Below are 22,501 nucleotides of genomic sequence, written 5' to 3'. Positions count from 1 at the left end.
TTGTGCTTTGCCTTAACTTGACGCGTCCTGGATCGCGGATAGCAGCCACGGTTCTCCGGCCTGGCGGGTGAAGGTCCACAGCTCGGTCGCTTCGACCGGATTGTTGGGATCGCCCTTCTCGACGGCGCCGGTCTGGCGGTTGCGCATGATATCGATCGCCGACCAGCGCATCGCCACGGTGGCGTAGTCGCGCGAGCCTTCCCGCCACGCCTCCGCCACTTCGCCCTTCAGCAGCCTAAGGTTTGTCACCTCGTTCTTGAGGCCATGGGTCGCGTTGTCCGCCAGTTCCTCCGAGAGGTAGGAAACCATTTCGGGGGTCGTCAGCCGGCGCAATCCCTGGTGATCCTCACTGGTGAAGGCAGCCTGCACCTCGCCGAGGATCCGTTCGAACGCGTCGCGATCAGCATCAGTGATGCCGATTTCATCCGCTCCTGATGCGTCAGCGGAGCCGAAGCTTGCGGCGTTGGACGAATAGCTGGGCGCCGCGCCGCCCCAGCCTTGCCGTCCGAACGGAACGCCGGCGTTTCGCATATTGGCCGGCGCGGCATTGTCTCGATTGAGAAAGCGCATCGCCAGCACCACGAGGCCGCCGATCAAGAGCAGCTGGAAGATGAAGCTCAGCCCGCCGCCTATGCCGCCGAAGCCATGGCCCAGCATCATGCCGAACAGGCCCTGGAAGAACAGTCCTCCCACAAGGCCGCCGACAAAACCGCCGCCGAAACCACGCCAGAATCCGGGGCGCTCGGTGCCGGGAAACGACTGCGATGATGGGATGGACTGGGTAGTTTGCGGCGTCATCGAGCGCGTGACAGGCGCCGTGTAAGGGGCCGTCCTGGTCGGCGCGGGCGCCTGGTAGGTGCGGCTGCCACGGCTGCCGAAGCTGCCGCCCATGCGCGCCTCGGCGGTGCCGATGGAGACGGTCAGCAAGATCATGAGGATCGACGCGACTTTGATCGTTCGTGACTTCGACATTTAGCACAGTCCTTGGGTAGGTTAGCGCTTCGCTTTGCGCGAGCCCCTCATATGGGGTGCCAGGCGAGCCAGGTTTAGCCCCTGCTTCAGTGCGTCCGCCGACCCGGCGACGATCGTCCTGATTCTAAGCTCGCTCGCGGCTGCGCCTTCGCGCAGGCGAGGTGACGGTACACACCCCGAATCGATCACGATCGTCGCGCCAAAGGTAAATTTTGATTCAAACTTTGTTGGTAATTTCTCATTAGGAATGGGTTTCCGTCGGCGCTGTTCCTGCCTTCGGTCTGTTTTGTTTTGCGTACAGGTCAAAGATGCGGATTTTTGGCGTCGTCAGTTTCGTGCTCGCAGCGCTTTGCCTTGCCGGCTGCTCGTCCACAGCTGGAGTCGATGCCTTGCAACTGCCGTCCAGCGAGACGACGAGCTCGGTCGTGCGGCCGAGCGCGCCGGTATCGAAGGGCGTGAAGACCGCGGTAAGGGAAAAGACCGTCGAGACCGCGTCGATGTCGGGCGCGACGCGTTTCACGCCGCCGGCTCCGCTGCTCGACGAAAGCAACGCAAGCTCCGACGACGAGAATTCGCGCCCCTTCGGCCTGGCCGAGGAGGAGACGGTGAATTTTCCCGCGCAGGGTCTCCCGGAAAGCGCCGAGCCGCCGGTGCAGGAGGCCGCGCTCGTCTCGCCGCCGAAGCGGCTGTCGCGCGCCGCGCCCGCCATGCTGGCAAGCCCGGTCACCCGCTATGCCTTCCGCGACGCCAAGCCGATCAATTTCGGCCGCTCCTCGCCGCGGCACCTTGCGGTGCATGGCGTTGACGTGTCGCGCTGGCAGGGCGACATCAATTGGATGAAGCTGCGCGCCCAAGGCGCCAACTTCGCCTATATCAAGGCGACGGATGGCGGCGACCATCTCGATCCGATGTTCATGAAGAACTGGCGCAACGCCGATGCCGCCGGGCTGAAGCGCGGCGCCTATCATTTCTTCTACTGGTGCCGCACCGCCGGCGAGCAGGCCGACTGGTTCATCCGCAACGTGCCGAAGGTTGACGGCGCGCTGCCGCCGGTTATCGACGTCGAGTGGAACGGCGAATCCTCCTGCAGACGCAAGCCCTCGCGCGAAAAGGTGCTGGAGAAGATGCAGGTGTTCATGGACAAGCTGGAGCGCCACTACGGCCAGCGCCCGATCATCTACACCAGCCCCGATTTCTATCGCGACAATCTGCGCGGCGCCTTCCTGGATTATCCATTCTGGCTGCGTGCCGTGGCCGCGCACCCGTCGAAAGTCTATCCGGGCCGCAAATGGCTGTTCTGGCAGTATTCGGGCTCCGGCCTGTCGCATGGCGTGACAGGCCGCATCGACCTCAACGTCTTCCACGGCGATGAGCGGCAATGGCGCGCCTGGCTGGGCGGCGGCGGGCAGATGATGGCCGACGCGGACTGAGCCGCATCCGATCGCCTCGGCTACCTCCGCGGCAGCATTCGCGACTCCGTCATTGTCACATAGCCGAGCACGGCCATGAAGGTTGCGAAATAGGCGACAATGGCGGTGACGACGATTAGGCTCTCTGTAGGCATTTCCATCTCCTCGGAAAGAACAGCCGAGGAAACACCGGAAACGATGGGCTTTGCCTTGATCTGGATCATGCGGTCGATCAATTGGATCGCCTGGCCGCCGTGCCGCGCTCAGCAGGTGACCAGGTCCGTGTGGCCAAAACCCTTGGAGTAGTCCAGCACCGAGATCACGGAAGGCACCACGCGGAAGATGCGGACCTGGTCCGGCGTCGGCATCGGACCGGGCAGCGAGGTCTGCGGGGGATATTTCATCGGCAGCATCCGCAGAACCTTCTCGGCCTCGGCGCGGTCTTCCACCGGCTGCGCCCGCGCCGCCATGGAAAGCCCGGTGATCTCCATCACCTGCGGCGCGTCGTGGTCTATGGTCAGCGACAGACGATTGTCTCGCGCGATATTCGCCGCCTTCTGGCTGTCCAGGCCGCACAGGAAGTAGAGGGTGAGGCCGTCATTGACGTAGCCCACAGTGGTCGCCTGCGGCCAGCCGTCCGGCCTCAGCGTGGCAACCGTCATGATCCGATGCTGATCCAGCAGCGTCTGGATCTTGTTTTTGATCTCCTGTTCCATCTTCGCCTCCAAAGTCATTGCTGACGGCGGCCATGGTAAGAATCCTGGAGAACGTTGCTTTGACGTGCATCAACGCATGGGCATGGATGCGCCTTGGGCGTCCCCGCCTTCGTCATCCTCGGGCTTGACCCGAGGATCCATGCCGAGACGTGCGTGAAGCTCGCAGCGGTCGAGAATGTCGCTGATGCCGAGCGCTTGATCCTGTACCTGCGGCCTGTTGTCGGCATCACGGCATGGATTCCAGGGTCTGCGCGCGTCGCTTCGCTCCTTGCTCCACCCTGGAATGACGAAGTCGCGAAGGCGACGATCCTCACGCCTCGTTGATCATCGCCTCGATGTTGTAGCCGTCGGGATCGAGCACGAAGCAGGCGTAGTAATCCGGCGCATAGTCCGGACGCGGCCCGGGTGCACCATTGTCGGCGGCGCCCGCTTCGAGCGCCGCGCGGTAGAACGCTTCGACCTCCGCCTTGCTCTTAACCCGGAAGGCGACATGCAGATGGGTCAGTGGTGGCTTTTCGCCCGTGCTCTGGATCTCGAACAGGCAGCCATTGCCGACATCGAAGGCCCAGAAGATGCCCTCCTTGCCGAAGGAGAGGCGATACCCCAACGGCGCGAAAGCTTTTTCGTAGAAGAGCTTACTCTTCCCAAGATCGCTTACTTCGACTGTGATGTGGTCGATCATCTGTTGACCTTTGATCTCCCAAGCAAATCGGCCCGATCTTACGACCGGGCCGATGATGTTGCGTTTTAGCAGTTCAGATTCTCAGCTGCACCCGCTCGTCGAACCACACGTGTCGCACTTCTCGCAGGTGCCGTTCCGCACCATGGTGAAGTTGTGGCACTCGGAGCATTCGTTGCCGGTGTAGCCTTGCAGCAGCGACTGCTGACGGCGGGTCGCGGCGAGCTTCTTCGCCTCGGCCGCTTCATTCGCTGCAGCGTCGGTGAAGAGTGCCTCGGCACCGCCGGCGGCCTCGGCTTCCTCTTCCACCATGTCCTCGGCCAGTTCCCTGGCGCGCTCCTCATAGTCGCGTTTGTAGGCCAGCGCCTCGTCGCTGGCCGGCTTCAGCGCCAGCACGTTCGAGCCGGCGAAGGCGGTCGGCGCCGCGCGGGCAGGGGCCGGCGTCGACGTTGAGCCGCCAAAGCCCTTGGGCTCGCTGCCGATGCCGCTCACCAGCTTCACCGGCGAGGCGCCACGATAGAGGCCCTTGGAGAAGGGCGTCGCCTTGCCTTCGGTGATGCCGCGGCCGAGCGCCGTCTTGTCGAAGTCCGACTGGTCGACATGGGCAAGGTCGTGGCGGCCGAGATAGGAGACGGCGAGCTCGCGGAACACGTAGTCTAGGATCGACGTCGCGTTCTTGATCGCGTCGTTGCCCTGCACCATGCCGGCCGGCTCGAACTTGGTGAAGGTGAAGGCCTCGACATATTCGTCGAGTGGCACGCCATATTGCAGGCCGAGCGAGATGGCGATGGCGAAGTTGTTCATCATGGCGCGGAAGGCAGCGCCTTCCTTGTGCATGTCGATGAAGATCTCGCCGAGGCGACCGTCGTCGAACTCGCCGGTGCGCAGATACACCTTGTGGCCGCCGACAACCGCCTTCTGCGTGTAGCCCTTGCGGCGGTTCGGCAGTTTCTCGCGGTCGCGGTAGAGCCGCTCGATGACGCGCTCGACGATCTTCTCGGTCACCTGCACGGCGCGCTGCGCCGCCGGTGCCGCGACCAGCTGCTCGACCGCTTCGTCCTCGTCCTCCTCGCCATCGGCGAGCAGCGAGGCATTGAGCGGCTGCGACAGCTTCGAGCCGTCGCGATAAAGCGCGTTGGCCTTCAGCGCCAGCTTCCAGGACAGCATGTAGGCGTTCTTGGCGTCCTCGACCGTCGCCTCGTTCGGCATGTTGATGGTCTTGGAGATGGCGCCCGAGATGAAGGGCTGCGCCGCCGCCATCATCAGGATGTGGCTCTGAATCGACAGCGAGCGCTTGCCGATCTTGCCGCAGGGGCTGGCGCAGTCGAACACCGGCAGGTGCTCGGCCTTGAGGAAGGGCGCGCCTTCCAGCGTCATCGCACCGCAGACATGGATGTTGGCGGCGTCGATGTCCTTCTTGGAGAAGCCCAGCGCCGGCAGCATCTCGAAAGAGAAGTCGCTGAGCTGCTCGTCGGTGAAGCCGAGCGTCTCCTTCACCCAGTCGGCGCCGAGCGTCCACTGGTTGAACACGAACTTGATGTCGAAGGCCGACTTCAGCGCCGCATTCAGCGCCGCGATCTTCTCGTCGGTGAAACCCTTGGCCTTCAGCGAGGACGGGTTGATGCCGGGCGCCTGGTTGAGGTTGCCGTGGCCGACGGCATAGGCCTCGATCTCGGCGATCTGGCTTTCGGAATAGCCCAGCGTGCGCAGCGCTTCCGGCACGGCGCGGTTGATGATCTTGAAATAGCCGCCGCCGGCGAGCTTCTTGAACTTCACCAGGGCGAAATCGGGCTCGATGCCGGTGGTGTCGCAGTCCATGACCAGGCCGATCGTGCCGGTCGGCGCGATCACGGTCGCCTGCGCATTGCGGTAGCCGTGCTCCTCGCCGAGCTCGATGGCGCGGTCCCAAGCGCCGCGGGCATGCTCGGCGAGCGCCTGCTGCTTCAGGTCGGAGGCGACCAGCGGCACCGGATTGACGGCGAGTTTTTCGTAGCCGTCCTTGTCGCCATAAGCGGCGCGGCGGTGGTTGCGCATGACGCGCAGCATGTTCTGGGCGTTGCGGTCATAGTCCGGGAAGGCGCCGAGCTCGGCGGCCATCTCGGCCGAGGTCGAATAGGCGACGCCGGTCATGATGGCGGTAAGTGCTGCACAGATCGCGCGGCCCTCGTCGGAGTCGTAAGGAATGCCCGAGGTCATCAGCAGGCCGCCGATATTGGCGTAGCCGAGGCCGAGCGTGCGGTAGTCGTAGGAGAGCTTGGCGATCTCCTTGGACGGGAACTGCGCCATCATCACCGAGATTTCGAGCACGACGGTCCACAGCCGAACGGTGTGCTCGTAAGCGGCGATGTCGATCGTGCCGTCTTCCTTGCGGTAGGGCAGGAGGTTGATCGAGGCGAGGTTGCAGGCCGTGTCGTCGAGGAACATGTATTCCGAGCACGGGTTGGAGGCCCGGATCGCACCGGCGGAAGCGCAGGTGTGCCAGTCGTTCATCGTCGTGTTGAAGTGCAGGCCGGGATCCGCCGACGCCCAGGCGGCGTAGCCGATCTTCTCCCACAGATCCCGCGCCTTCAGCGTCTTCAGCACCTTGCCGTCCTTGCGGGCGGTGAGCTGCCAGTCGCCATCGGCCTCGACGGCGCGCAGGAAATTGTCCTTCAGCGACACCGAGTTGTTGGAGTTCTGGCCCGAGACGGTGAGATAGGCGTCCGAATCCCAGTCGGTGTCGTAGGTGTTGAACGACATCGAGGTGTAGCCTTGCTTGGCGAACTGGATGACGCGGTAGATGTAGTTCTCCGGCACGGCGTCCTTCTTGGCTGCCTTGATTTCCCGCTTCAGCGCGGTGTTCAGCGCCGGGTCGAAGCAGTCGTCGCCATTGCCTTCGCAATTGACGCAGGCCTTCATGATCGCCTCGAGATGCTTCTTGACGATCTTGGAGCCGGTCACCAGCGAGGCGACCTTCTGCTCTTCATTGACCTTCCAGTCGATGAATTGCTCGATGTCGGGGTGATCGGCGTCGACGATGACCATCTTGGCGGCGCGGCGGGTCGTGCCGCCCGACTTGATGGCGCCGGCCGCCCGGTCGCCGATCTTGAGGAAGCTCATCAGGCCGGAGGAGCGGCCGCCGCCGGACAGCTTCTCGCCTTCGCCGCGCAGCATCGAGAAGTTCGAGCCGGTGCCGGAACCGTATTTGAACAGGCGCGCCTCGCGCACCCACAAGTCCATGATGCCGCCCTCGTTGACGAGGTCGTCCTGCACGCTCTGGATGAAGCAGGCATGCGGCTGCGGATGCTCATAGGCCGACTTCGACTTGGTCAGCTTGCCGGTGAAGGGGTCGACATAGAAGTGGCCCTGGCTCGGACCGTCGATGCCATAGGCCCAGTGCAGGCCGGTGTTGAACCATTGCGGCGAGTTCGGCGCGACGCGCTGGGTGGCGAGCATGTAGGCAAGCTCGTCGCGGAAGGCGCGCGCGTCCTCTTCCGACTTGAAGTAGCCGCCCTTCCAGCCCCAATAGGTCCAGGTACCGGAGAGGCGATCGAAGACCTGGCGGGCGTCGGTTTCCGAACCGTAGCGCTCTGCCTCGGGCAGCTTGGCGAGCTCGGCCTCGTCGGCGATCGAGCGCCACAGGAAGGAGGGAACGTCGTTCTCCTCGACCTTCTTCAGCCGCGCCGGCACACCGGCCTTGCGGAAATACTTCTGGGCCAGGATGTCGGCGGCGACCTGGCTGAACTGCGCCGGCACATCGATGTTGTCGAGGCGGAACACCACCGAGCCGTCGGGATTCTTGATCTCCGACAGGGCCTTGCGGAATTCGATCTCCGCATAGGCAGACTGTTCTGGCTTGGTGAAGCGACGCTCGATGCGCATTGGTCCGGTCCCTTTGTGTCTATATATAGCGCCTTTCCCCGGGGATTTCTGCCCCACATGGCGAAAAGCGCAGTCCGCCGTTTGCCGGCATTGCGAGCAGCGCCGGCACTCTCCTCGTCGCAGGCGCCGGCATGCAGGCAGCAGAACGCTTTCCCAGGCATTTGCCCGGGCTGCAGGCCGACCCTCGCGGGTCCCTAAACTGAAACTTTGGTCGATTCCCTCCATGGAGGGAGGTTCACATTATCTAGCGTCGAGCCTGCCTGCAAACACTAAATATAGTGTTAACAGATCATTTTTTCCAGGCCGACAATTCTCCCTTTCGCCCACCCAAACCCCAATGATCCCAACGCTTCCGCCGGCCTCGTAAACAGGCGGAAATTCGGGCAAAACGCACAAAATCCGGGAAAAAAGACCGGCCTCGAAACTCTCCGGTCACGCCCGCAACAGGAGCGCATGGCCTATAAAAAGCGACTCGTTCCGACCCGTCAAGGATTCGTTTTTGTAGGTTTTGTGACCCCAACATCTTGTGTGTCACATATGTGGATAACGGGGACATGCGAAGCCCGGGTCCCGGGGCACTTGACGCGGTTGATCAGGCTGCCGCGAAGCGTGTCGGGCCAGCGGCTTTTCATTTTAGCTGGCTTGCACTATCTGTTGCGTTCGCGCGGGGGGCGCGCCTTGTCAACACCAAAAGCATCCGCTACGCCCCGCTCATGACAGTCACCGTCCGTTTCGCCCCATCGCCGACCGGCCGCATCCATATCGGCAATGCGCGCACCGCGCTGTTCAACTGGCTTTTCGCCATGAACAACAAGGGCCGTTTCATCCAGCGCTTCGACGACACCGACATTGCTCGCTCGAAGCAGGAATATGCCGACTCCATCCTTTACGACCTGCATTGGCTGGGCATCTTCCCGGATGTCACCGAGTACCAGTCGCGCCGCTTCGAAATCTACGACGCGGCGGTCGAGCGGTTGAAGGCGGCGCGGGTGCTCTATGCCTGCTACGAGACGCCGGAAGAGCTCGATCTGCGCCGCAAGGTGCGCCGCACGCGCGGCCTGCCGCCGGTCTATGGCCGCGAGGCGTTGACGCTGACGCCGGAGCAGGTGGCAGAATACCAGTCGGACGGGCGCAAGCCGCACTGGCGCTTCCTTTTGCCCAATTTCACCAGCGATCCGCTGCAGCCGGAGCGCACGGATGTGCTTTGGAACGACCTGGTGCGCGGCGAGGAGACGGTCGATCTCGCCTCGCTGTCGGACCCCATCCTGGTGCGCGAGGACGGCACCTACCTCTACACGCTGCCTTCGGTGGTCGACGATATCGAGATGGGCGTCAGCCATGTCATCCGCGGCGACGACCATGTCACCAATACCGGCGTGCAGATCGCAATCTTCAAGGCTCTCGGCGCCGAGCCGCCGGTCTTCGGCCACCACAATCTGCTCACCACGACCACGGGCGAGGGGCTGTCGAAGCGCACCGGCGCGCTGTCTATCGAGAGCCTGCGCGAGGACGGGATCGAGCCGATGGCGGTCGCCTCGCTGGCGGTGCTCGTCGGCACCTCGGAAAATGTCACGGCGGCGCATGACCTCAACGAGCTTGCCGGCCATTTCGACCCGGCGGCGACGTCCAAGTCCGCCTCCAAGTTCGATCCGGATGAGCTTCTCGTGCTCAACCGCGCGCTGATGCATCAAATGTCGTTCGAGGAGGCGCGCGACCGGCTTATGGTGCTGGGCATTTCCGGCGACAAGGCCGAGCCTTTCTGGCTGGCGGTGCGCGGCAATCTCGACCGCCTGTCGGACGCCGTAGCCTGGTGGCGTATCCTGAACGAGGGTCCGCAGGAGCCGGCCGAGTTTTCCGGCGAGGACCGCGATTTCCTCCACCAGGCATTCGAGTTGCTGCCGGAGGAGCCGTGGAACGGCACGGTCTGGAAGGACTGGACCGGCAAGATCAGGGAAGCGACCGGGCGCAAGGGCAAGCCGCTGTTCATGCCGCTGAGACTAGCGCTCACCGGGCGGACTTCGGGGCCGGAGCTTTCAGATCTATTGCCGCTGATGGGTCGGGAAGGAACGCTGGCCCGACGACCCTGACCTTGCGCTGATCCGGCGGCAGCGCCGAGGCCGGCGACACCGGCACCTTGGTGGTCAGCCGCTTGATCGCGCCCAGGTCGAGCCCGCCTTCGGCATTGGCGAGTGTTTCAGGATCGGCGCCGGGATCTGGCTTGTTCGCCGGCACCGGGATGAAGGGCATTGCCCCGCCTTCCGGCTGCGACTGTTCGGGGTTAGGCGGGTTGCCGCCGATGATCGTGAAATTGCCATTGCCGGCTTGCGCGTTGCATCCGCAACTCGGCGGCCGAGAATAATTGGCCTGCTTGTAGAGATAGGCGGTCGGCAGCGAGGCGTAGGGTTGACCGGTGACCGAGGAGGTCATCGATCCGGAATCGTCGTCCATCCCACGCGAATAGAAGACCTGCATCTCGGTGCCCGGGCAGCTCGATTCGCAATTCTTCTGGTCCCGTTCGAAATCGCCTACGGAGGCGGCGTTGGACATCGGATAGAAATAGCCGTCGCAGGTGCGCACGCACATGGTGCGGAACTCGCCGCCGAGCCTTGGCAGGTCCATGCCGTCCGGCTGGTTGATGACGCGGCGGATGTTGCGCACGCTAGGATCATCAAGCGGCGCGTCCGCCGCGTCCGGCATATCGGGGGCATCAGGTGCTTCGAGCTGCTCGTCCTGGCGGCCGAAAAGCTGCTCGAAAAGATTGCCGCCGCCATTGTCGCGGGAAGCCTCCTGAAGCGGCGCCCGTCGTGGCGCGATCTCGTCGTCGCGGCAGTTGTTGGCGTCAAGTGCCGCCAGGATGCGACTGCGGTCGCGCCGCGTGCCACCGGCGGCAAGCCGCTCGCGCTTTGCCTGCAAGGTGTCGAGATTGGCGTTCATGCGCTCTATCGAGGCGTTGATCGCCGCGCACTGGCTGACATTGCGGGAAAACAGCGTGAAGCCGCAGCCGGCATCGCTTGCCCGGCCGCGGGCCTTGGCAAGCTGCTCGCGCTGGCGCGCGATGGCGTCATCATATTTGCGGACTAGGCCCGGTCCGCCGCCATCCCCGCGCGTCGCCGCGAGTTCGGCTTCGAGCTGCCTGCAGGTGCGCGAGGCCGCCTGGGCTTCGGTCACGGCGAAGGCTGAACCCGCAAGCGCTGCGAGCAGCGCCACAAGGTGGGTCAGCCTCACGCCTCTCATCCGAAACCCCAAATCGCCGTTTGACCCCGAAGCTATCCTGCCGTGGTTAATCGACTATGCCAGAGTCGGCGTGACTGAGCCCAACGGCAACTCGGCGCGAGGCGTTTTCAACCGAAAACACAACCTCCCATCGCCGGCCGCAGAACCGGAGCCTAAAAAAGACGCTTTCGCGCAACATCAATTTCGCCAATTCGGCACCGGGGCGAGGGAGACACATGGTTCCGATTACCCGTCGAAGTGCATTGCAGTTCGGTCTTTTGTGCCTGGCCATTCCGGGGGCGATGGCGAAGATCGCCACGCCCGAGGCGATGGCGAAGATCGCCACGCCTGAATGGCCTGGCAGGCTGGTCAACGCCGCGCGCGAGCAGATCGGCGTCACCACGCTCTACGACCCGACCTATGTCCGTCTCGCTTATCCCGGAGGCGATGTCGCGCAGGACCGGGGCGTGTGCACGGATGTCGTCATCCGCGCCTATCGCCGCGCCTTCCGGCTCGACCTGCAAAAGCTGGTGCATGAGGACATGGCGGCCAATTTCGCCGCCTATCCGAAGGCCTGGGGCATGAAATCGACGGACACCAACATCGATCACCGCCGGGTGCCAAACCTTGCTGTCTTCCTCGCCCGGCGCGGCGCGGCGGTGCCAGTCAGCGACGATCCCGCCGACTATCAGCCTGGCGATCTGGTCACCCAGATTCTGCCCGGCAATCTGACGCATATCGCCATCGTCTCGTCCAACCGCTCGACCGAGGCGCCGGAGCGGCCGCTGGTCATTCACAATATCGGCCAGGGCGCCCGCGAAGAGGACACGCTTTACGTCTTCAGGCGGACGGGGCATTTCCGCTTCGCGCCAACCTGAGCAACATAGTCAGATCGGAGCGAGCGCCTGCGCCTTGTGCGCCGCCTCGACGACGGCCAGTGCGGTCATGTTGACCACGCCGCGCGAGGTCACCGACGGCGTCAATATATGCGCGGGCTTGTCGGTGCCGAGCAGGATCGGCCCGACATGCAGCGCATCCATCATGGCGCGCAGCGCCGTCAGCGTGATGTTGGCCGAATCGAGGTTCGGGAAGACCAGCAAATTGGCCTCGCCCTTTAGCCGCGAATGTGGATAGACCCGCTGGCGCAGATGCTCCGACAGTGCCGTATCGGCATGCATCTCGCCGTCGCACTGCAGGTCGGGCGCGATGCGCGCCAGGATCGCCGCGGCCTGCCGCATCTTGAGCGCGCTCGGCGCGTCGCGCGAACCGAAATCCGAGAAGGAGAGCAGGGCAGCCTTGGGCTCCATGCCGAAACGCCTGATCTCCTCGGCCGCCAGCACGGTCATCTCGGCGATCTCCTCGGCCGACGGATCGATGGAGACATAGGTGTCGGTGAGGAAAATGATGCCGCGCTGCGAAATCAGCATGGACAGGGTCGAGAGATCGCGGTCTGTCACGCCCGCGCGTGGTCCGATGATCAGCGCGACATTGCGCAGGTGGCGGGCAAACCGGCCCTCCAGGCCGCAGATCATGGCGTCGGCGTCGCCGCGTTTCAGGGCAAGCGCCGCGATCACCGTATTGTCGGTGCGCACCATGGTGCGGGCGGCCTCCGTGGTTACGCCGCGCCGGCCGCCGAGCTCGATGAGCAGATCGACATAGTGGCGGTAGCGGGGATCGTCCTCGGGATTGATCAGGCCGAAATCGACGCCCGGCCTGATGCGCAGCCCGTAGCGTTTCAAACGCACCTCGATGACATGCGGGCGGCCGATCAGGATCGGCTCGGCAATACCTTCCTCCAGCACCACCTGGGCTGCGCGCAGCACGCGCTCGTCCTCGCCTTCGGCGTAGATGACGCGTTTGGCGCTCGACATTTTCGCGGATGAGAACACCGGCTTCATCACCAGGCCGGAACGGAAGACAAAGCGGTTGAGCTTGTCGATATAGGCGGCGAAGTCGGCGATCGGCCGTGTCGCGACGCCGGTGTCACAGGCGGCCTTTGCCACCGCCGGCGCGATGCGCAGGATGAGGCGCGGATCGAAGGGCGAGGGGATCAGGAAATCGGGGCCGAACATTGGCGTCTCGCCCGAATAGGCGCGTGCCGCGACGTCGGAAGGCTCCTCGCGGGCAAGGGCGGCGATCGCCCGCACGGCCGCCATCTTCATCTCCTCGTTGATGGCCCTGGCGCTGCAATCGAGAGCGCCGCGGAAGATGTAAGGAAAGCACAGCACATTGTTGACCTGATTGGGAAAATCGGAGCGCCCGGTGCAGATCATGGCGTCCGGTCGCGCGGCCCGCGCCACTTCCGGCATGATCTCGGGATTGGGGTTGGCCAAGGCCAGGATCAGCGGCTTCGGTGCCATGTGCGCCAGCAGTTCCGGCTTCAGCACGCCCGCGGCGGAGAGGCCCAGAAACACGTCGGCGCCGGAAATGACATCGGCCAGCGTGCGCGCCTCGGTGTCCTTCACATAAGGATCCTTCCAGCGATCCATCTCCTCGACGCGGCCCTTGTAGGCGACGCCGAAACGGTCGGTGACCCAGATGTTTTCCACCTTGGCGCCGAGCGAGACCAGAAGGTTGAGGCAGGCAAGCGCGGCGGCGCCCGCGCCGGAGGTGACGATCTTGATGTCGGAAATCGTCTTGCCGGCCAGTTCCAGCCCGTTGAGCACCGCCGCGGCGACGATAATCGCGGTGCCATGCTGGTCGTCGTGGAAAACCGGGATGCCCATGCGGGCCTTCAACTGCTCCTCGACCTCGAAGCATTCCGGCGCCTTGATGTCCTCCAGATTGATGCCGCCGAAGGTCGGCTCGAGCGCGGCCACCGTCTCGACCATGCGCTCGATCTCCGGCGCGTCGATCTCAATATCGAAGACGTCTATGCCGGCGAATTTCTTGAACAGCACTGCCTTGCCTTCCATCACCGGCTTGGAGGCGAGCGGGCCGATATTGCCCAGCCCAAGCACGGCCGAGCCGTTGGAGACGACGCCGACAAGATTGGCGCGCGCGGTGTAGTCGGCCGCGGTGGTCGGATCGTCGCGGATCTCGAGGCAGGGCGCCGCCACGCCCGGCGAATAGGCAAGCGCCAGGTCGCGCTGGTTGCCGAGCGGCTTCGTCGCCTGGATCTCGAGCTTTCCCGGCGTCGGGTGCTTGTGGAAGAAGAGGGCGGCCTCGTCGAGGTCCGATCGAGCCGGTTTCTTGTTGTCGCCGTCCATTGCGGCCCCTCCCTGCGATACTGGTCTGGAGCCTTTTAGCATGCGCTCGCGATTTTTCGCGACCGCAAATCGCAGGCTCCGGCTTCACAATGCCGGAGCGGAAATAATCTACCGATTCCAGCTGGTTGGCTGGAGAGCTTCAGGCGATGCTCAGAAGGCGCTGACGTAAAGGCCGCCGTCGACCGGGATGTTCTGGCCGGTGAGGTAGCCGGCATAGACCGAACAGAGGAAGGCGCAGATCTGGCCGAATTCCTCCGGCGTGCCGAGTCGTTTCGCCGGCACGTCGGCGCTGATGCGGGCCTTGCGCGCGGCGGCCGCGGCCGGGTCTTCCTGAGTGCCTGCCTCATGCGGGCCGCGCAGCCGGTCGGTGTCGAGCTTGCCGGGCAGCAGGCTGTTGATGGTGACGTTGCGGTCGATCACCGTGCGCGCCACGCCGGCCAGGAACGAGGTCAGACCGGCGCGGGCGCCGGAAGACAGGTCGAGCCCGGGGATCGGCACATAGACCGACAGCGAGGTGATGTTGACGATGCGGCCGAAGCCGCGCTTGGCCATGCCGTCGATCACCGCCTGGATGAGCTCGATCGGTGTGACCATGTTCTGCGTCACGCCCTCGAGGATCTTGGCGCGGTCGAGCTCGCGGAAATCGCGCAGCGGCGGGCCGCCATTGTTGTTGACCAGGATGTCCGGGTCGGGACAGGCGGCGAGCAGCGCCTTCTGCACCTCGGGCTTCGACACGTCACCGGCAACTTCGATCACCTTGACACCGAATTTCTCGCGGATCTCTTGCGCGGTCTTGGCCAGAAGCTCGGCGTTGCGGCCGTTGACGACGAGGTCGGCACCGGCCTCGGCCAGCGCCATGGCGCAACCTTTTCCAAGTCCCTTGCTCGAGGCGCAGACGATGGCCTTCTTGCCGCGAATGCCGAGATCCATGGTGATTTTCTCCTGATGCCTTGGTCGCGCAAGCTAGCGCCTGGGCTGGACCAACCGCAACCGTCATACGGTTGTTGCATGAATCGGGGCATAGGCACGCGAAAGCAAAGGGTAAAATCGCGATGTCAGCCCTAGAGTCCCGCACTTTCCGCGCCCTGTTCATTTCCGACGTGCATCTCGGCTCGAAAGCGGCCAAGGCCGATTTCCTGATCGACTTCCTGCGCTATCACGACGCCGAGATCATCTATCTGGTCGGCGATATCGTCGACGGCTGGCGGCTGCGGCGCAGTTGGCACTGGCCGCAGAGCCACAATGACGTCGTGCAGAAGCTGCTGCGCAAGGCGCGCAAGGGCGCCTCGATCACCTATATCGCCGGCAATCACGACGAATTCGCGCGTCAGTTCCAGGGCGTGCATTTCGGCGGCATCGTCGTTGCCGACCGCGCCATCCATGAAACCGCCGACGGCCGGCGCCTGCTGGTCATCCATGGCGACCAGTTCGACACGGTGGTGCACAACCAGCGCTGGCTCGCCTATCTCGGCGACTATGCCTATGACACGGCGATGCTGATCAATCGCGTCGTGACCAAGCTGCGCCATCTGCTCGGCTTGCCTTACTGGTCGTTCTCTTCCTGGGCCAAGGTCAAGGTGAAGAAGGCGGTGAACTTCATCGGCTCGTTCCAGACGGTGCTGTCGGAAGAAGCACGACGCTCGCATGTCGACGGCGTGATCTGCGGCCACATCCATCACGCCGCGATCGAAAGCTATGGCGACGTGCAGTACATCAACACCGGTGACTGGGTGGAAAGCTGCACGGCGGTTGTCGAGCACTTCGACGGCCGCATGGAAATCCTGACCTGGGCGCATGTGCTGCCCGAATCCTCGGCCGGCAAGGACGTGCTGGTGCCGGTCGACATCATCGACCTCAAGGGCAGGGCGGCGCGAGCTGCCTGAACGCGCCTGCCGGTCGGGGATCGGCTGCGGTTCGAGCCCTTGGCGCGTTGTCCGCTGAAGCCGAAGCGCGGCATATTCCGTGCCTGACGTGGTCTTCAACAGCTTTGCCGCCAATCGATTGGTCCAGACAGTTCCGCCCTGCCTTGCCGCATGTTAGGGATCCGGACGCGTTGCAGGCCGTCGATTGCAGCGCAATTGGATCGATTCATGTCGCTGCCGCCGCTCTCGCCCGAACAACGTATCAAGCCCAGCCATTTCGAACTGCGCATGAGCCTGATCTTCGCGACCTTGTTCGTGCCGCAGGGCACGCATCTGCCTTACTTTCCGCTCTGGCTGCAGGCGAAGGGGTTCCATGCCGAGCAGATCGCGGTGATCCTTGCTGCGCCGATGTTCCTGCGGGTCGTGACCACGCCGATGCTAACTGCGCTGGCCGACCGGGCGAAGGATCGCGCCAACGTCTATATCGCGGTCGTCGCGGCCACGATGATCATTTCGGCCGGCTATTTCCTGCCGGCCACCTACACCGGCGTGCTTGCCGTGTCGCTGCTGCTCGCGATCGCTTGGACGCCGCATTCGCCCATGGCCGACTCGCTGGCGTTGTCGGGTGTGCGCCGCTTCGGCTCCAACTACACCGCCATGCGCAAATGGGGTTCGATCTCCTATTTCTGCGCCAACATAGCGGGCGGCTTCATCTTGGCGGCCACGGGTCCTCAGGTCGTTCCGATCATCATCTTCGTCGCCCTTGCCGCGGCGCTTGTCGCGGGGCTGTGGGCGCCACGTATGGGACGGCCTCGCAAGGCCTCGCCACTGTCGGCTACCGACATCCAGCAGTCGGCGCCGACCCTTTTCAACGCCTATTTCCTGTACTTCACCCTCGGCGTCGGCATCATCACCGCCAGCCACGCCTTCCTCTACGGTTTCGTGTCGATCTACTGGAGGTCAGTCGGTATCAGCGATTCCGTTGTTGGCCTCCTGTGGGCCTGGGGCGTGGTCGCAGAGGTCTGCATGTTTTTGTTCTTCAATCGTATTTTCGCCTCCACATCGGTCGTCCGGGTGATGGTGATCGCCGGTATCGGTTCGATCGTGCGCTGGATCGCCTTTCCAATGGTCTGGCCGCTCGGGCTAGGTGTCGCCGGCTTCTTCCTTGTCCAGTCGCTGCATTCAGTTTCTGTCGCGATGGTGCTGATCGGCCTGCAAAAGATGATCGGCGAGACGGTTTCCGAGGAGCGCACGGGCGCGGCGCAAGGCATCGCCTATTTCTTCAACGGCTTCTTCATGGCCGCCGTCACGCTTGCTTCCGGCCCGCTTTACGACCGCTTGGGAGTCGACGGTTTCTGGGTGATGATCCCGATCGCGGTCATCGGCATGGTGCTGATCGGTCTCGCCGCGCGCTCAGCCCCAAAGCCCTCTGTCAGGGGGTGAAACCAGCGATCCCTGGTAGAGGAGGCCGGGCTCGCGATCGCGTGCGAGAAGCAGCGGGCCATCGAGGTCGACGAAGTCCGCATCCTGCGCCAGCAAAACCGCCGGCGCCATGGCGAGCGAGGTGCCGACCATGCAGCCCACCATGATGCCGAAGCCGAGATCGCGGGCACGGTCGCGCAATCTCAATGCCTCCGTCAGGCCGCCGGATTTATCGAGCTTGATGTTGACGGCGTCGTAGAGACCGACCAGCGCGTCGAGGTCCTTCGCCGCGTGCACGCTTTCGTCGGCGCAGATCGGCACCGGATGCGCTATCCTGCCCAGGATCTCGTCCCTGCCCGCCGGCAGCGGCTGCTCGATGAGTGTGATGCCGTGCTGCGCGGCGAAGGCAAGATTCGCCTCGATAGTCTCGTCCGTCCAGCCCTCATTGGCATCGAGGATGATGCGGCTGTTGGGGGCGGCTTGTGTCACCGCGCGTATCCTCGCCATGTCGTTGTCGCCGCCGATCTTGACCTTGAGCAAAGGCCGCGCGGCATTGGCGCGCGCCTGCGCGGCCATGGCTTCCGGTTCGGCAAGCGACAGCGTGTAGGCGGTTTCCAGCGGCTTGGGCGGAAGGACGCCGATCGCCGCCGCCACGGGCGTGCCGGTCAGCTTGGCTTCCAGATCCCACAGCGCGCAATCTATGGCATTGCGTGCCGCGCCTGCCGGCATGGCATCGAGCAGCGCGATCCTGCCTAGTCCGCCGGCGATGTGGTCGCGCATCGCCTCGATGGCGGCGTACACGCCCTCCATGGTTTCGCCGTAGCGCTTGTAAGGCACGCACTCGCCGCGCCCGGAACGTCCCCCGTCAGCGATCGTTACGGTGATGACTTCGGCCTCGGTTTTGGATCCGCGTGAGATGGTGAAGGTGCCGGCGATCGGGAATCGCTCCATTTCGACCGAAATGACACGCGCCATAATTTTCTTCTCCGGCTGTGCGACACCAGTCTGCCGGCAAATCGACACGCCAGTCCCGTCAGGCTAAACAGGACGCCATGTTGACCATCCGCAAACGCGACGCAAGCGGCGAGGCCGCCAAGGACGCCGAGCACCAGCCACGCGTTGCCGTGGGCGAGGAAGGCGGCGTGCTGGGCTGCGCCTTTTCCGGTGTGTGGACAACGCGCACCGTGGCGGCGGTCGATGCGGACATGCGCAAGATCGAGCAGAGAAGCGGCGCGAAACAGCTGACGCTCGACCTTTCCCACATCGAAAAGATGGACACGGCCGGCGCCTGGCTGATCGACCGGCTGGCTAGCGCCTTCGAGAAGAAAGGCGTCGAGGTCCATTTGCAGGGGCAAAGCGAGGTCGCCTCGATCCTGCTTGGCGCGGTCGGCGACGCAGTCCGCCGCGAGCCCGAGTCGGGCCCGCCCGGGCCGCCCAACATCATCCTGCGCGCGCTGGAGCTGGTCGGCCGGCGGGTCTACGAGATGCGCGACGATTTCTTCGCCTCGATGAACATCCTCGGCGCCACGATCCGCGGCGCGCAGATGAAGCTCGGGCGCGGCCATGCAGTCAATCCGGCCGCGATCTTCAACCAGATCGATCGCATGGGTGTCGGCGCGATCCCGGTGGTGGTGCTGATGTCGGCCATCGTCGGCGCCATCGTCGCCCAGCAGGGCGCCTATCAGCTCAGCTATTTCGGCGCCAATATCTTCGTCGTCGACCTCGTCGGCGTGCTGATCCTGCGCGAGCTCGGCGTGCTGATGACCGCGATCATGCTTGCCGGCCGCTCGGGCAGCGCCATCACGGCCGAGATCGGCTCGATGAAAATGCGCGAGGAGGTCGACGCGCTGAAGGTGATCGGCCTCAATCCGATCGGCGTGCTTGTCTTTCCGCGGCTCGTCGCGCTGGTGATCGGGCTGCCTTGCCTCACCATCATCGCCAATTTTGCCGCGCTTGCCGGCGGCATCGTCGCCGCCTGGCTCTATTCCGACATCCCGCCGGCCGCGTTCATCGACAGGCTGCGCGTCGCCATCGATCTCAGCACCATCTTCGCCGGCCTGATCAAGGCGCCGTTCATGGCCCTGATCATCGGCATCATCGCGTCTGTCGAGGGCATGAAGGTCGGCGGCAGCGCCGAATCGCTCGGCCTGCACGTGACCGCGTCGGTGGTGAAGTCGATCTTTGTCGTCATCATCCTCGACGGGCTCTTCGCCATGTTCTACGCAGCGATCGGCTTCTGAGATGGCGAACGGCAACGGCGCCACGGCAGCGGAGCACGCGAACGATGGCGAGATCGTGCTGTCGGTTCGCGACGTTACCGTCGCCATCGGCGACAAGCTGATCCTCGACAAGCTCTCGCTCGACATCAAGCGCGGCGAAATCCTCGGCTTTGTCGGCGCCTCCGGCGCCGGCAAATCCGTGCTGCTGCGCACCATATTGGGACTAATGCCGAAGCAGTCGGGGACGATCAGCCTGTTCGGCGTCGATGTCGACAAGGCAAGCGACGCCGATCGCCTGCGCATCGATATGCGGCTTGGCGTCCTCTTCCAGCATGGGGCGCTGTTTTCCGCGCTGACGGTGCTGGAGAACGTGCAGGTGCCGATGCGCGAATATCTCGACCTGCCCAAGGCACTGATGGATGAGCTCGCCATGCTCAAGATCGAACTGGTCGGGCTGCCGGCCGACGCCGCGCAGAAATTCCCGTCCGAACTTTCCGGCGGCATGATCAAGCGCGCGGCGCTGGCACGAGCACTTGCGCTCGATCCCGACATCGTCTTTCTGGACGAGCCGACCTCCGGGCTCGATCCGATCAGCGCAGCCGAGTTCGACGAACTGGTCGTCAAGCTGCGCGACACGATGGATCTGACCGTTTACATGGTCACGCACGATCTCGACACGCTGTTCACAGCTTGCGACCACGTGGCGGTGCTCGGCAAGAAGCGGGTGCTGGTGGAAGGCACGATCGACGACATGCTGAAGAGCGATGAGCCGTGGGTGAAATCCTATTTCCGCGGAAAACGCGCCCGGCAGCTTGATCTTGCGGCGCGCGCATAGCGATAAGTGGGGCGATGGAAACAAGAGCCAACTACGTCATCGTCGGCATCTTCACGCTGGGCGCGATCCTGGCGGCCTTCGCCTTCGTCTATTGGACGGCCGCGATCGGCGACAGGGGCGAAACGGCGATGCTGCGCGTGCGCATCCCAGGCTCGGCCTCCGGCCTCAGCCGCGGCAGCCTGGTGCTGTTCAACGGCGTCAGGGTGGGCGACGTGAAGAACGTCTATATCGATGGCGACGATCCGACCGTCGCCATCGCCGACACCGAAATCGCCCGCTGGACGCCGATCACCAAGTCGACGCAGGCCGACATCGGACTTACCGGCCTCAGCGGCCAGGCCAATATCGAGCTCAAGGGTGCCGACCCCAAGGAAGCCAGGCTACTCGACGAGGCGGAGAAGGAAGGCAGGGTCGCCGAGATCGTCGCCAACCCGTCCGCGGTCACCAACCTTTTGCAGACGGCGCAGAACATCTTCACCCGCGCCGACAAGGTGCTTAGCGAGCTCGAAGGCTTCACCAAGGACGTTCGCGGCCCGCTGACGCAGACGGTCAAGAATGTCGAGACCTTCTCGGACGCGCTGGCCAAGAACTCCGACGGCATCGACAAGTTCCTGTCGGCGGTGAGCTCGCTCTCGGATCAGCTGAAGAACGTCTCGGGCCGCCTCGACTCCACGCTGAAGGCCGCCGAAGGCTTGCTCAATTCCGTCGACAAGGACCAGATCAAGAGCATCGTGGCCAATGTCGATACGGTGACGGCGAACCTGAAGGAGACCTCGAAGCAGTTCGACACGGTCATCGACAACGTCAACACGGCGGTCGGCTCGATCAACGATTTCGCCAAGCAGACGCAAGGGACGCTGGCCAAGGTCAACGGCGTGCTCGACGGCATCAATCCGGCCGACGTCAAGGCCGCCTTGGCCAACATCCAGAAGGCCAGCGCCAACGCCGACAAGGCCGCCTCCGACATCGCCAAGGTCACCGACAAGATCGCCAACCGCTCCGACGACATCAATGACACGATCAAGAATGCCCGCCAGTTGGCGCAGCGGCTCAACGATGCCTCGGTGCGCGTCGACGGCATCCTGGCCAAGGTCGATAATCTCCTCGGCTCGGGTGAGGCCAACGGCGTGATGGCCGACGCCAGGGCTACGCTGAAATCCTTCAAGCAGGTGGCCGACACGCTGAATTCCCGCCTCGGCACCATCGTCGACAACCTGTCGCGCTTCTCAGGTTCGGGGCTGCAGAATGTGGAAGCGCTGGTGCAGGACAGCCGCCGGTCCATCAACCGCATCGAGGAGGCGGTGACCGATCTCAGCCGCAATCCGCAGCGCATCCTGTCCGGCGGTGAGGGCGAGGTCCGGCAGTTCGATGGAAGGGCACGGCGTTGACTTCGGCCGCCGCGACCGCCAAGAAAATGAACCGCGAATGCGGGTTGATCGGGGACAACGGGGATCACGCGTGAAGTCGGTCAGGGTGGTAGCGGGTAGTTTGAGATCATCCGCGGCGGCATTGCTGGTGCTCACGGTTGCCGGCTGCGCGGTCCTGGGCGGCAAGCCGGCGCCGCTCGACACGTTCGAATTGTCGGCGCCGTCGGTCGACGTGCGCGCCCATAGCCGCCGCCAGATCCTGATCGCCCAGCCATCGGCGCTGAAGGCGCTGGATAGCCAGAACATCGTCATCAGGCCCTCGGACCGCTCGATCCAGTTCCTGAAGGGCGCGCAATGGGCGGACCGGCTGCCGCTGATCGTGCAGGCGAGGCTGGCCGAGACCTTCCAGCGCTCCGGCAGCTTTGCCGGCGTCGGCAAGCCGGGCGAAGGGCTGGCGATCGATTACCAGATCATTGTCGAGGTGCGCTCGTTCGAGGTGCGCGTCAACGGCGGCGAGCATGCCGATGTCGAGCTGTTCGTGCGCATCCTGAACGACCGCAACGGCGAGGTGCGCGCCTCGAAGAGTTTCACGGCCAGCGCTCCAGTCTCCGGCAGCGGCAACGCGGCTTATGTCGGCGCGCTGGACAATGCCTTCGGCCAGGCGGCGAAGGATATAGTCCGCTGGACGGACCAGACGATCTGAACGCCGGCCGAGCCGACAATCGACATCGTGGACA

At 64.1% G+C, this 22,501-nt stretch carries 19 protein-coding genes; 10 read left to right on the top strand and 9 right to left on the bottom strand.

The genetic code is table 11. From position 1 onward, the window contains the following. Window positions 1-12: 12 nt before the first annotated feature. A complete protein-coding gene (locus DPM35_RS22415) occupies window positions 13-972 on the bottom strand; it encodes a Tim44 domain-containing protein (RefSeq protein ID WP_112129406.1) in 960 nt (319 codons plus the stop codon). Window positions 973-1,280: 308 nt separating this feature from the next. Here DPM35_RS22415 and DPM35_RS22410 point away from each other — a divergent pair, with 308 nt between their 5' ends. Beyond that, window positions 1,281-2,402 (top strand): glycoside hydrolase family 25 protein, encoded by a 1,122-nt coding sequence (locus DPM35_RS22410; RefSeq protein WP_112129405.1) that lies wholly within the window; start codon window positions 1,281-1,283, stop codon window positions 2,400-2,402. A gap of 20 nt (window positions 2,403-2,422) precedes the next feature. Here DPM35_RS22410 and DPM35_RS22405 read toward each other — a convergent pair whose 3' ends face one another. Then, the gene (locus DPM35_RS22405; protein ID WP_112129404.1) at window positions 2,423-2,617 is read right to left on the bottom strand and encodes a hypothetical protein; all 195 of its coding nucleotides are present in this window, start codon (window positions 2,615-2,617) and stop codon (window positions 2,423-2,425) included. A 27-nt stretch (window positions 2,618-2,644) separates the two neighbouring features. Further along, on the bottom strand, window positions 2,645-3,097 hold the full coding sequence (locus DPM35_RS22400) for a pyridoxamine 5'-phosphate oxidase family protein (RefSeq protein ID WP_112129452.1): 453 nt from the start codon (window positions 3,095-3,097) through the stop codon (window positions 2,645-2,647). Window positions 3,098-3,190: 93 nt separating this feature from the next. On the opposite strand from DPM35_RS22400, the gene DPM35_RS22395 reads away from it, so the two are divergent. Next, window positions 3,191-3,421, top strand: coding sequence for a hypothetical protein (locus DPM35_RS22395; RefSeq protein ID WP_112129403.1), 231 nt, complete (start codon window positions 3,191-3,193; stop codon window positions 3,419-3,421). On the opposite strand, the gene DPM35_RS22390 is transcribed toward DPM35_RS22395, so the two are convergent. Next, the gene (locus tag DPM35_RS22390; protein WP_112129402.1) at window positions 3,408-3,779 is read right to left on the bottom strand and encodes a VOC family protein; all 372 of its coding nucleotides are present in this window, start codon (window positions 3,777-3,779) and stop codon (window positions 3,408-3,410) included. The two genes, DPM35_RS22395 and DPM35_RS22390, sit on opposite strands and share 14 nt — an antisense overlap. 81 nt (window positions 3,780-3,860) lie before the next feature. After that, window positions 3,861-7,637, bottom strand: a complete 3,777-nt coding sequence (locus DPM35_RS22385) for a vitamin B12-dependent ribonucleotide reductase (protein ID WP_112129401.1) — start codon at window positions 7,635-7,637, stop codon at window positions 3,861-3,863. 713 nt (window positions 7,638-8,350) lie between these two features. On the opposite strand from DPM35_RS22385, the gene gltX reads away from it, so the two are divergent. Beyond that, a complete protein-coding gene (gene gltX, locus DPM35_RS22380; protein WP_112129400.1) occupies window positions 8,351-9,724 on the top strand; it encodes a glutamate--tRNA ligase in 1,374 nt (457 codons plus the stop codon). Here gltX and DPM35_RS22375 read toward each other — a convergent pair. Next, window positions 9,642-10,871, bottom strand: coding sequence for a DUF2865 domain-containing protein (locus DPM35_RS22375; RefSeq protein WP_112129399.1), 1,230 nt, complete (start codon window positions 10,869-10,871; stop codon window positions 9,642-9,644). The two genes, gltX and DPM35_RS22375, sit on opposite strands and share 83 nt — an antisense overlap. A gap of 215 nt (window positions 10,872-11,086) precedes the next feature. On the opposite strand from DPM35_RS22375, the gene DPM35_RS22370 reads away from it, so the two are divergent. Continuing rightward, entirely contained in the window at window positions 11,087-11,728 is a 642-nt protein-coding gene (locus tag DPM35_RS22370) for a DUF1287 domain-containing protein (RefSeq protein WP_245431605.1), read from the top strand. A gap of 9 nt (window positions 11,729-11,737) precedes the next feature. Here DPM35_RS22370 and DPM35_RS22365 read toward each other — a convergent pair whose 3' ends face one another. Together DPM35_RS22365 and DPM35_RS22360 are read right to left on the bottom strand one after the other, a co-directional pair. Continuing rightward, the gene (locus DPM35_RS22365; RefSeq protein ID WP_112129397.1) at window positions 11,738-14,059 is read right to left on the bottom strand and encodes an NADP-dependent malic enzyme; all 2,322 of its coding nucleotides are present in this window, start codon (window positions 14,057-14,059) and stop codon (window positions 11,738-11,740) included. Window positions 14,060-14,209: 150 nt separating this feature from the next. Continuing rightward, entirely contained in the window at window positions 14,210-14,989 is a 780-nt protein-coding gene (locus DPM35_RS22360) for an SDR family oxidoreductase (RefSeq protein ID WP_112129396.1), read from the bottom strand. Between the two features lie 122 nt (window positions 14,990-15,111). Here DPM35_RS22360 and DPM35_RS22355 point away from each other — a divergent pair, with 122 nt between their 5' ends. Further along, the gene (locus tag DPM35_RS22355; RefSeq protein WP_112129395.1) at window positions 15,112-15,942 is read left to right on the top strand and encodes a UDP-2,3-diacylglucosamine diphosphatase; all 831 of its coding nucleotides are present in this window, start codon (window positions 15,112-15,114) and stop codon (window positions 15,940-15,942) included. A 207-nt stretch (window positions 15,943-16,149) separates the two neighbouring features. Beyond that, window positions 16,150-17,364 carry an MFS transporter gene (locus DPM35_RS22350; RefSeq protein ID WP_112129394.1) on the top strand — a complete coding sequence of 405 codons (1,215 nt, stop codon included), beginning with the start codon at window positions 16,150-16,152 and terminating at the stop codon, window positions 17,362-17,364. Here DPM35_RS22350 and dgcA read toward each other — a convergent pair. Continuing rightward, entirely contained in the window at window positions 17,335-18,318 is a 984-nt protein-coding gene (gene dgcA / locus DPM35_RS22345; protein WP_112129393.1) for an N-acetyl-D-Glu racemase DgcA, read from the bottom strand. The two genes, DPM35_RS22350 and dgcA, sit on opposite strands and share 30 nt — an antisense overlap. 77 nt (window positions 18,319-18,395) lie before the next feature. On the opposite strand from dgcA, the gene DPM35_RS22340 reads away from it, so the two are divergent. From DPM35_RS22340 to DPM35_RS22325, 4 genes are all read left to right on the top strand, one after another. After that, on the top strand, window positions 18,396-19,583 hold the full coding sequence (locus DPM35_RS22340; RefSeq protein ID WP_112129392.1) for an ABC transporter permease: 1,188 nt from the start codon (window positions 18,396-18,398) through the stop codon (window positions 19,581-19,583). A gap of 1 nt (window position 19,584) precedes the next feature. Beyond that, complete coding sequence (locus tag DPM35_RS22335; protein ID WP_112129391.1) at window positions 19,585-20,397, top strand: ABC transporter ATP-binding protein; 813 nt, start codon at window positions 19,585-19,587, stop codon at window positions 20,395-20,397. Between the two features lie 14 nt (window positions 20,398-20,411). Continuing rightward, window positions 20,412-21,785 carry an MlaD family protein gene (locus tag DPM35_RS22330; protein ID WP_112129390.1) on the top strand — a complete coding sequence of 458 codons (1,374 nt, stop codon included), beginning with the start codon at window positions 20,412-20,414 and terminating at the stop codon, window positions 21,783-21,785. 70 nt (window positions 21,786-21,855) lie between these two features. Next, window positions 21,856-22,467, top strand: coding sequence for an ABC-type transport auxiliary lipoprotein family protein (locus DPM35_RS22325; protein WP_425373399.1), 612 nt, complete (start codon window positions 21,856-21,858; stop codon window positions 22,465-22,467). Window positions 22,468-22,501 lie beyond the last annotated feature (34 nt).

This window comes from Mesorhizobium atlanticum (assembly GCF_003289965.1).
GTDB classification, from domain to species: domain Bacteria; phylum Pseudomonadota; class Alphaproteobacteria; order Rhizobiales; family Rhizobiaceae; genus Mesorhizobium; species Mesorhizobium atlanticum.
Note: the sequence above shows the minus strand (reverse complement) of the source record. Positions and strands in the feature narration are given on the sequence as shown.

Excerpts from the sequence above, each read along its gene's own strand:
- DPM35_RS22415 (WP_112129406.1), bottom strand. The coding sequence starts at position 972 with ATGTCGAAGTCACGAACGATCAAAGTCGCGTCGATCCTCATGATCTTG.
- DPM35_RS22410 (WP_112129405.1), top strand. The coding sequence starts at position 1,281 with ATGCGGATTTTTGGCGTCGTCAGTTTCGTGCTCGCAGCGCTTTGCCTT.
- DPM35_RS22400 (WP_112129452.1), bottom strand. The coding sequence starts at position 3,097 with ATGGAACAGGAGATCAAAAACAAGATCCAGACGCTGCTGGATCAGCAT.
- DPM35_RS22390 (WP_112129402.1), bottom strand. The coding sequence starts at position 3,779 with ATGATCGACCACATCACAGTCGAAGTAAGCGATCTTGGGAAGAGTAAG.
- DPM35_RS22385 (WP_112129401.1), bottom strand. The coding sequence starts at position 7,637 with ATGCGCATCGAGCGTCGCTTCACCAAGCCAGAACAGTCTGCCTATGCG.
- gltX (WP_112129400.1), top strand. The coding sequence starts at position 8,351 with ATGACAGTCACCGTCCGTTTCGCCCCATCGCCGACCGGCCGCATCCAT.
- DPM35_RS22375 (WP_112129399.1), bottom strand. The coding sequence starts at position 10,871 with ATGAGAGGCGTGAGGCTGACCCACCTTGTGGCGCTGCTCGCAGCGCTT.
- DPM35_RS22370 (WP_245431605.1), top strand. The coding sequence starts at position 11,087 with ATGGTTCCGATTACCCGTCGAAGTGCATTGCAGTTCGGTCTTTTGTGC.
- DPM35_RS22365 (WP_112129397.1), bottom strand. The coding sequence starts at position 14,059 with ATGGACGGCGACAACAAGAAACCGGCTCGATCGGACCTCGACGAGGCC.
- DPM35_RS22360 (WP_112129396.1), bottom strand. The coding sequence starts at position 14,989 with ATGGATCTCGGCATTCGCGGCAAGAAGGCCATCGTCTGCGCCTCGAGC.
- DPM35_RS22355 (WP_112129395.1), top strand. The coding sequence starts at position 15,112 with ATGTCAGCCCTAGAGTCCCGCACTTTCCGCGCCCTGTTCATTTCCGAC.
- DPM35_RS22350 (WP_112129394.1), top strand. The coding sequence starts at position 16,150 with ATGTCGCTGCCGCCGCTCTCGCCCGAACAACGTATCAAGCCCAGCCAT.
- dgcA (WP_112129393.1), bottom strand. The coding sequence starts at position 18,318 with ATGGCGCGTGTCATTTCGGTCGAAATGGAGCGATTCCCGATCGCCGGC.
- DPM35_RS22340 (WP_112129392.1), top strand. The coding sequence starts at position 18,396 with ATGTTGACCATCCGCAAACGCGACGCAAGCGGCGAGGCCGCCAAGGAC.
- DPM35_RS22335 (WP_112129391.1), top strand. The coding sequence starts at position 19,585 with ATGGCGAACGGCAACGGCGCCACGGCAGCGGAGCACGCGAACGATGGC.
- DPM35_RS22330 (WP_112129390.1), top strand. The coding sequence starts at position 20,412 with ATGGAAACAAGAGCCAACTACGTCATCGTCGGCATCTTCACGCTGGGC.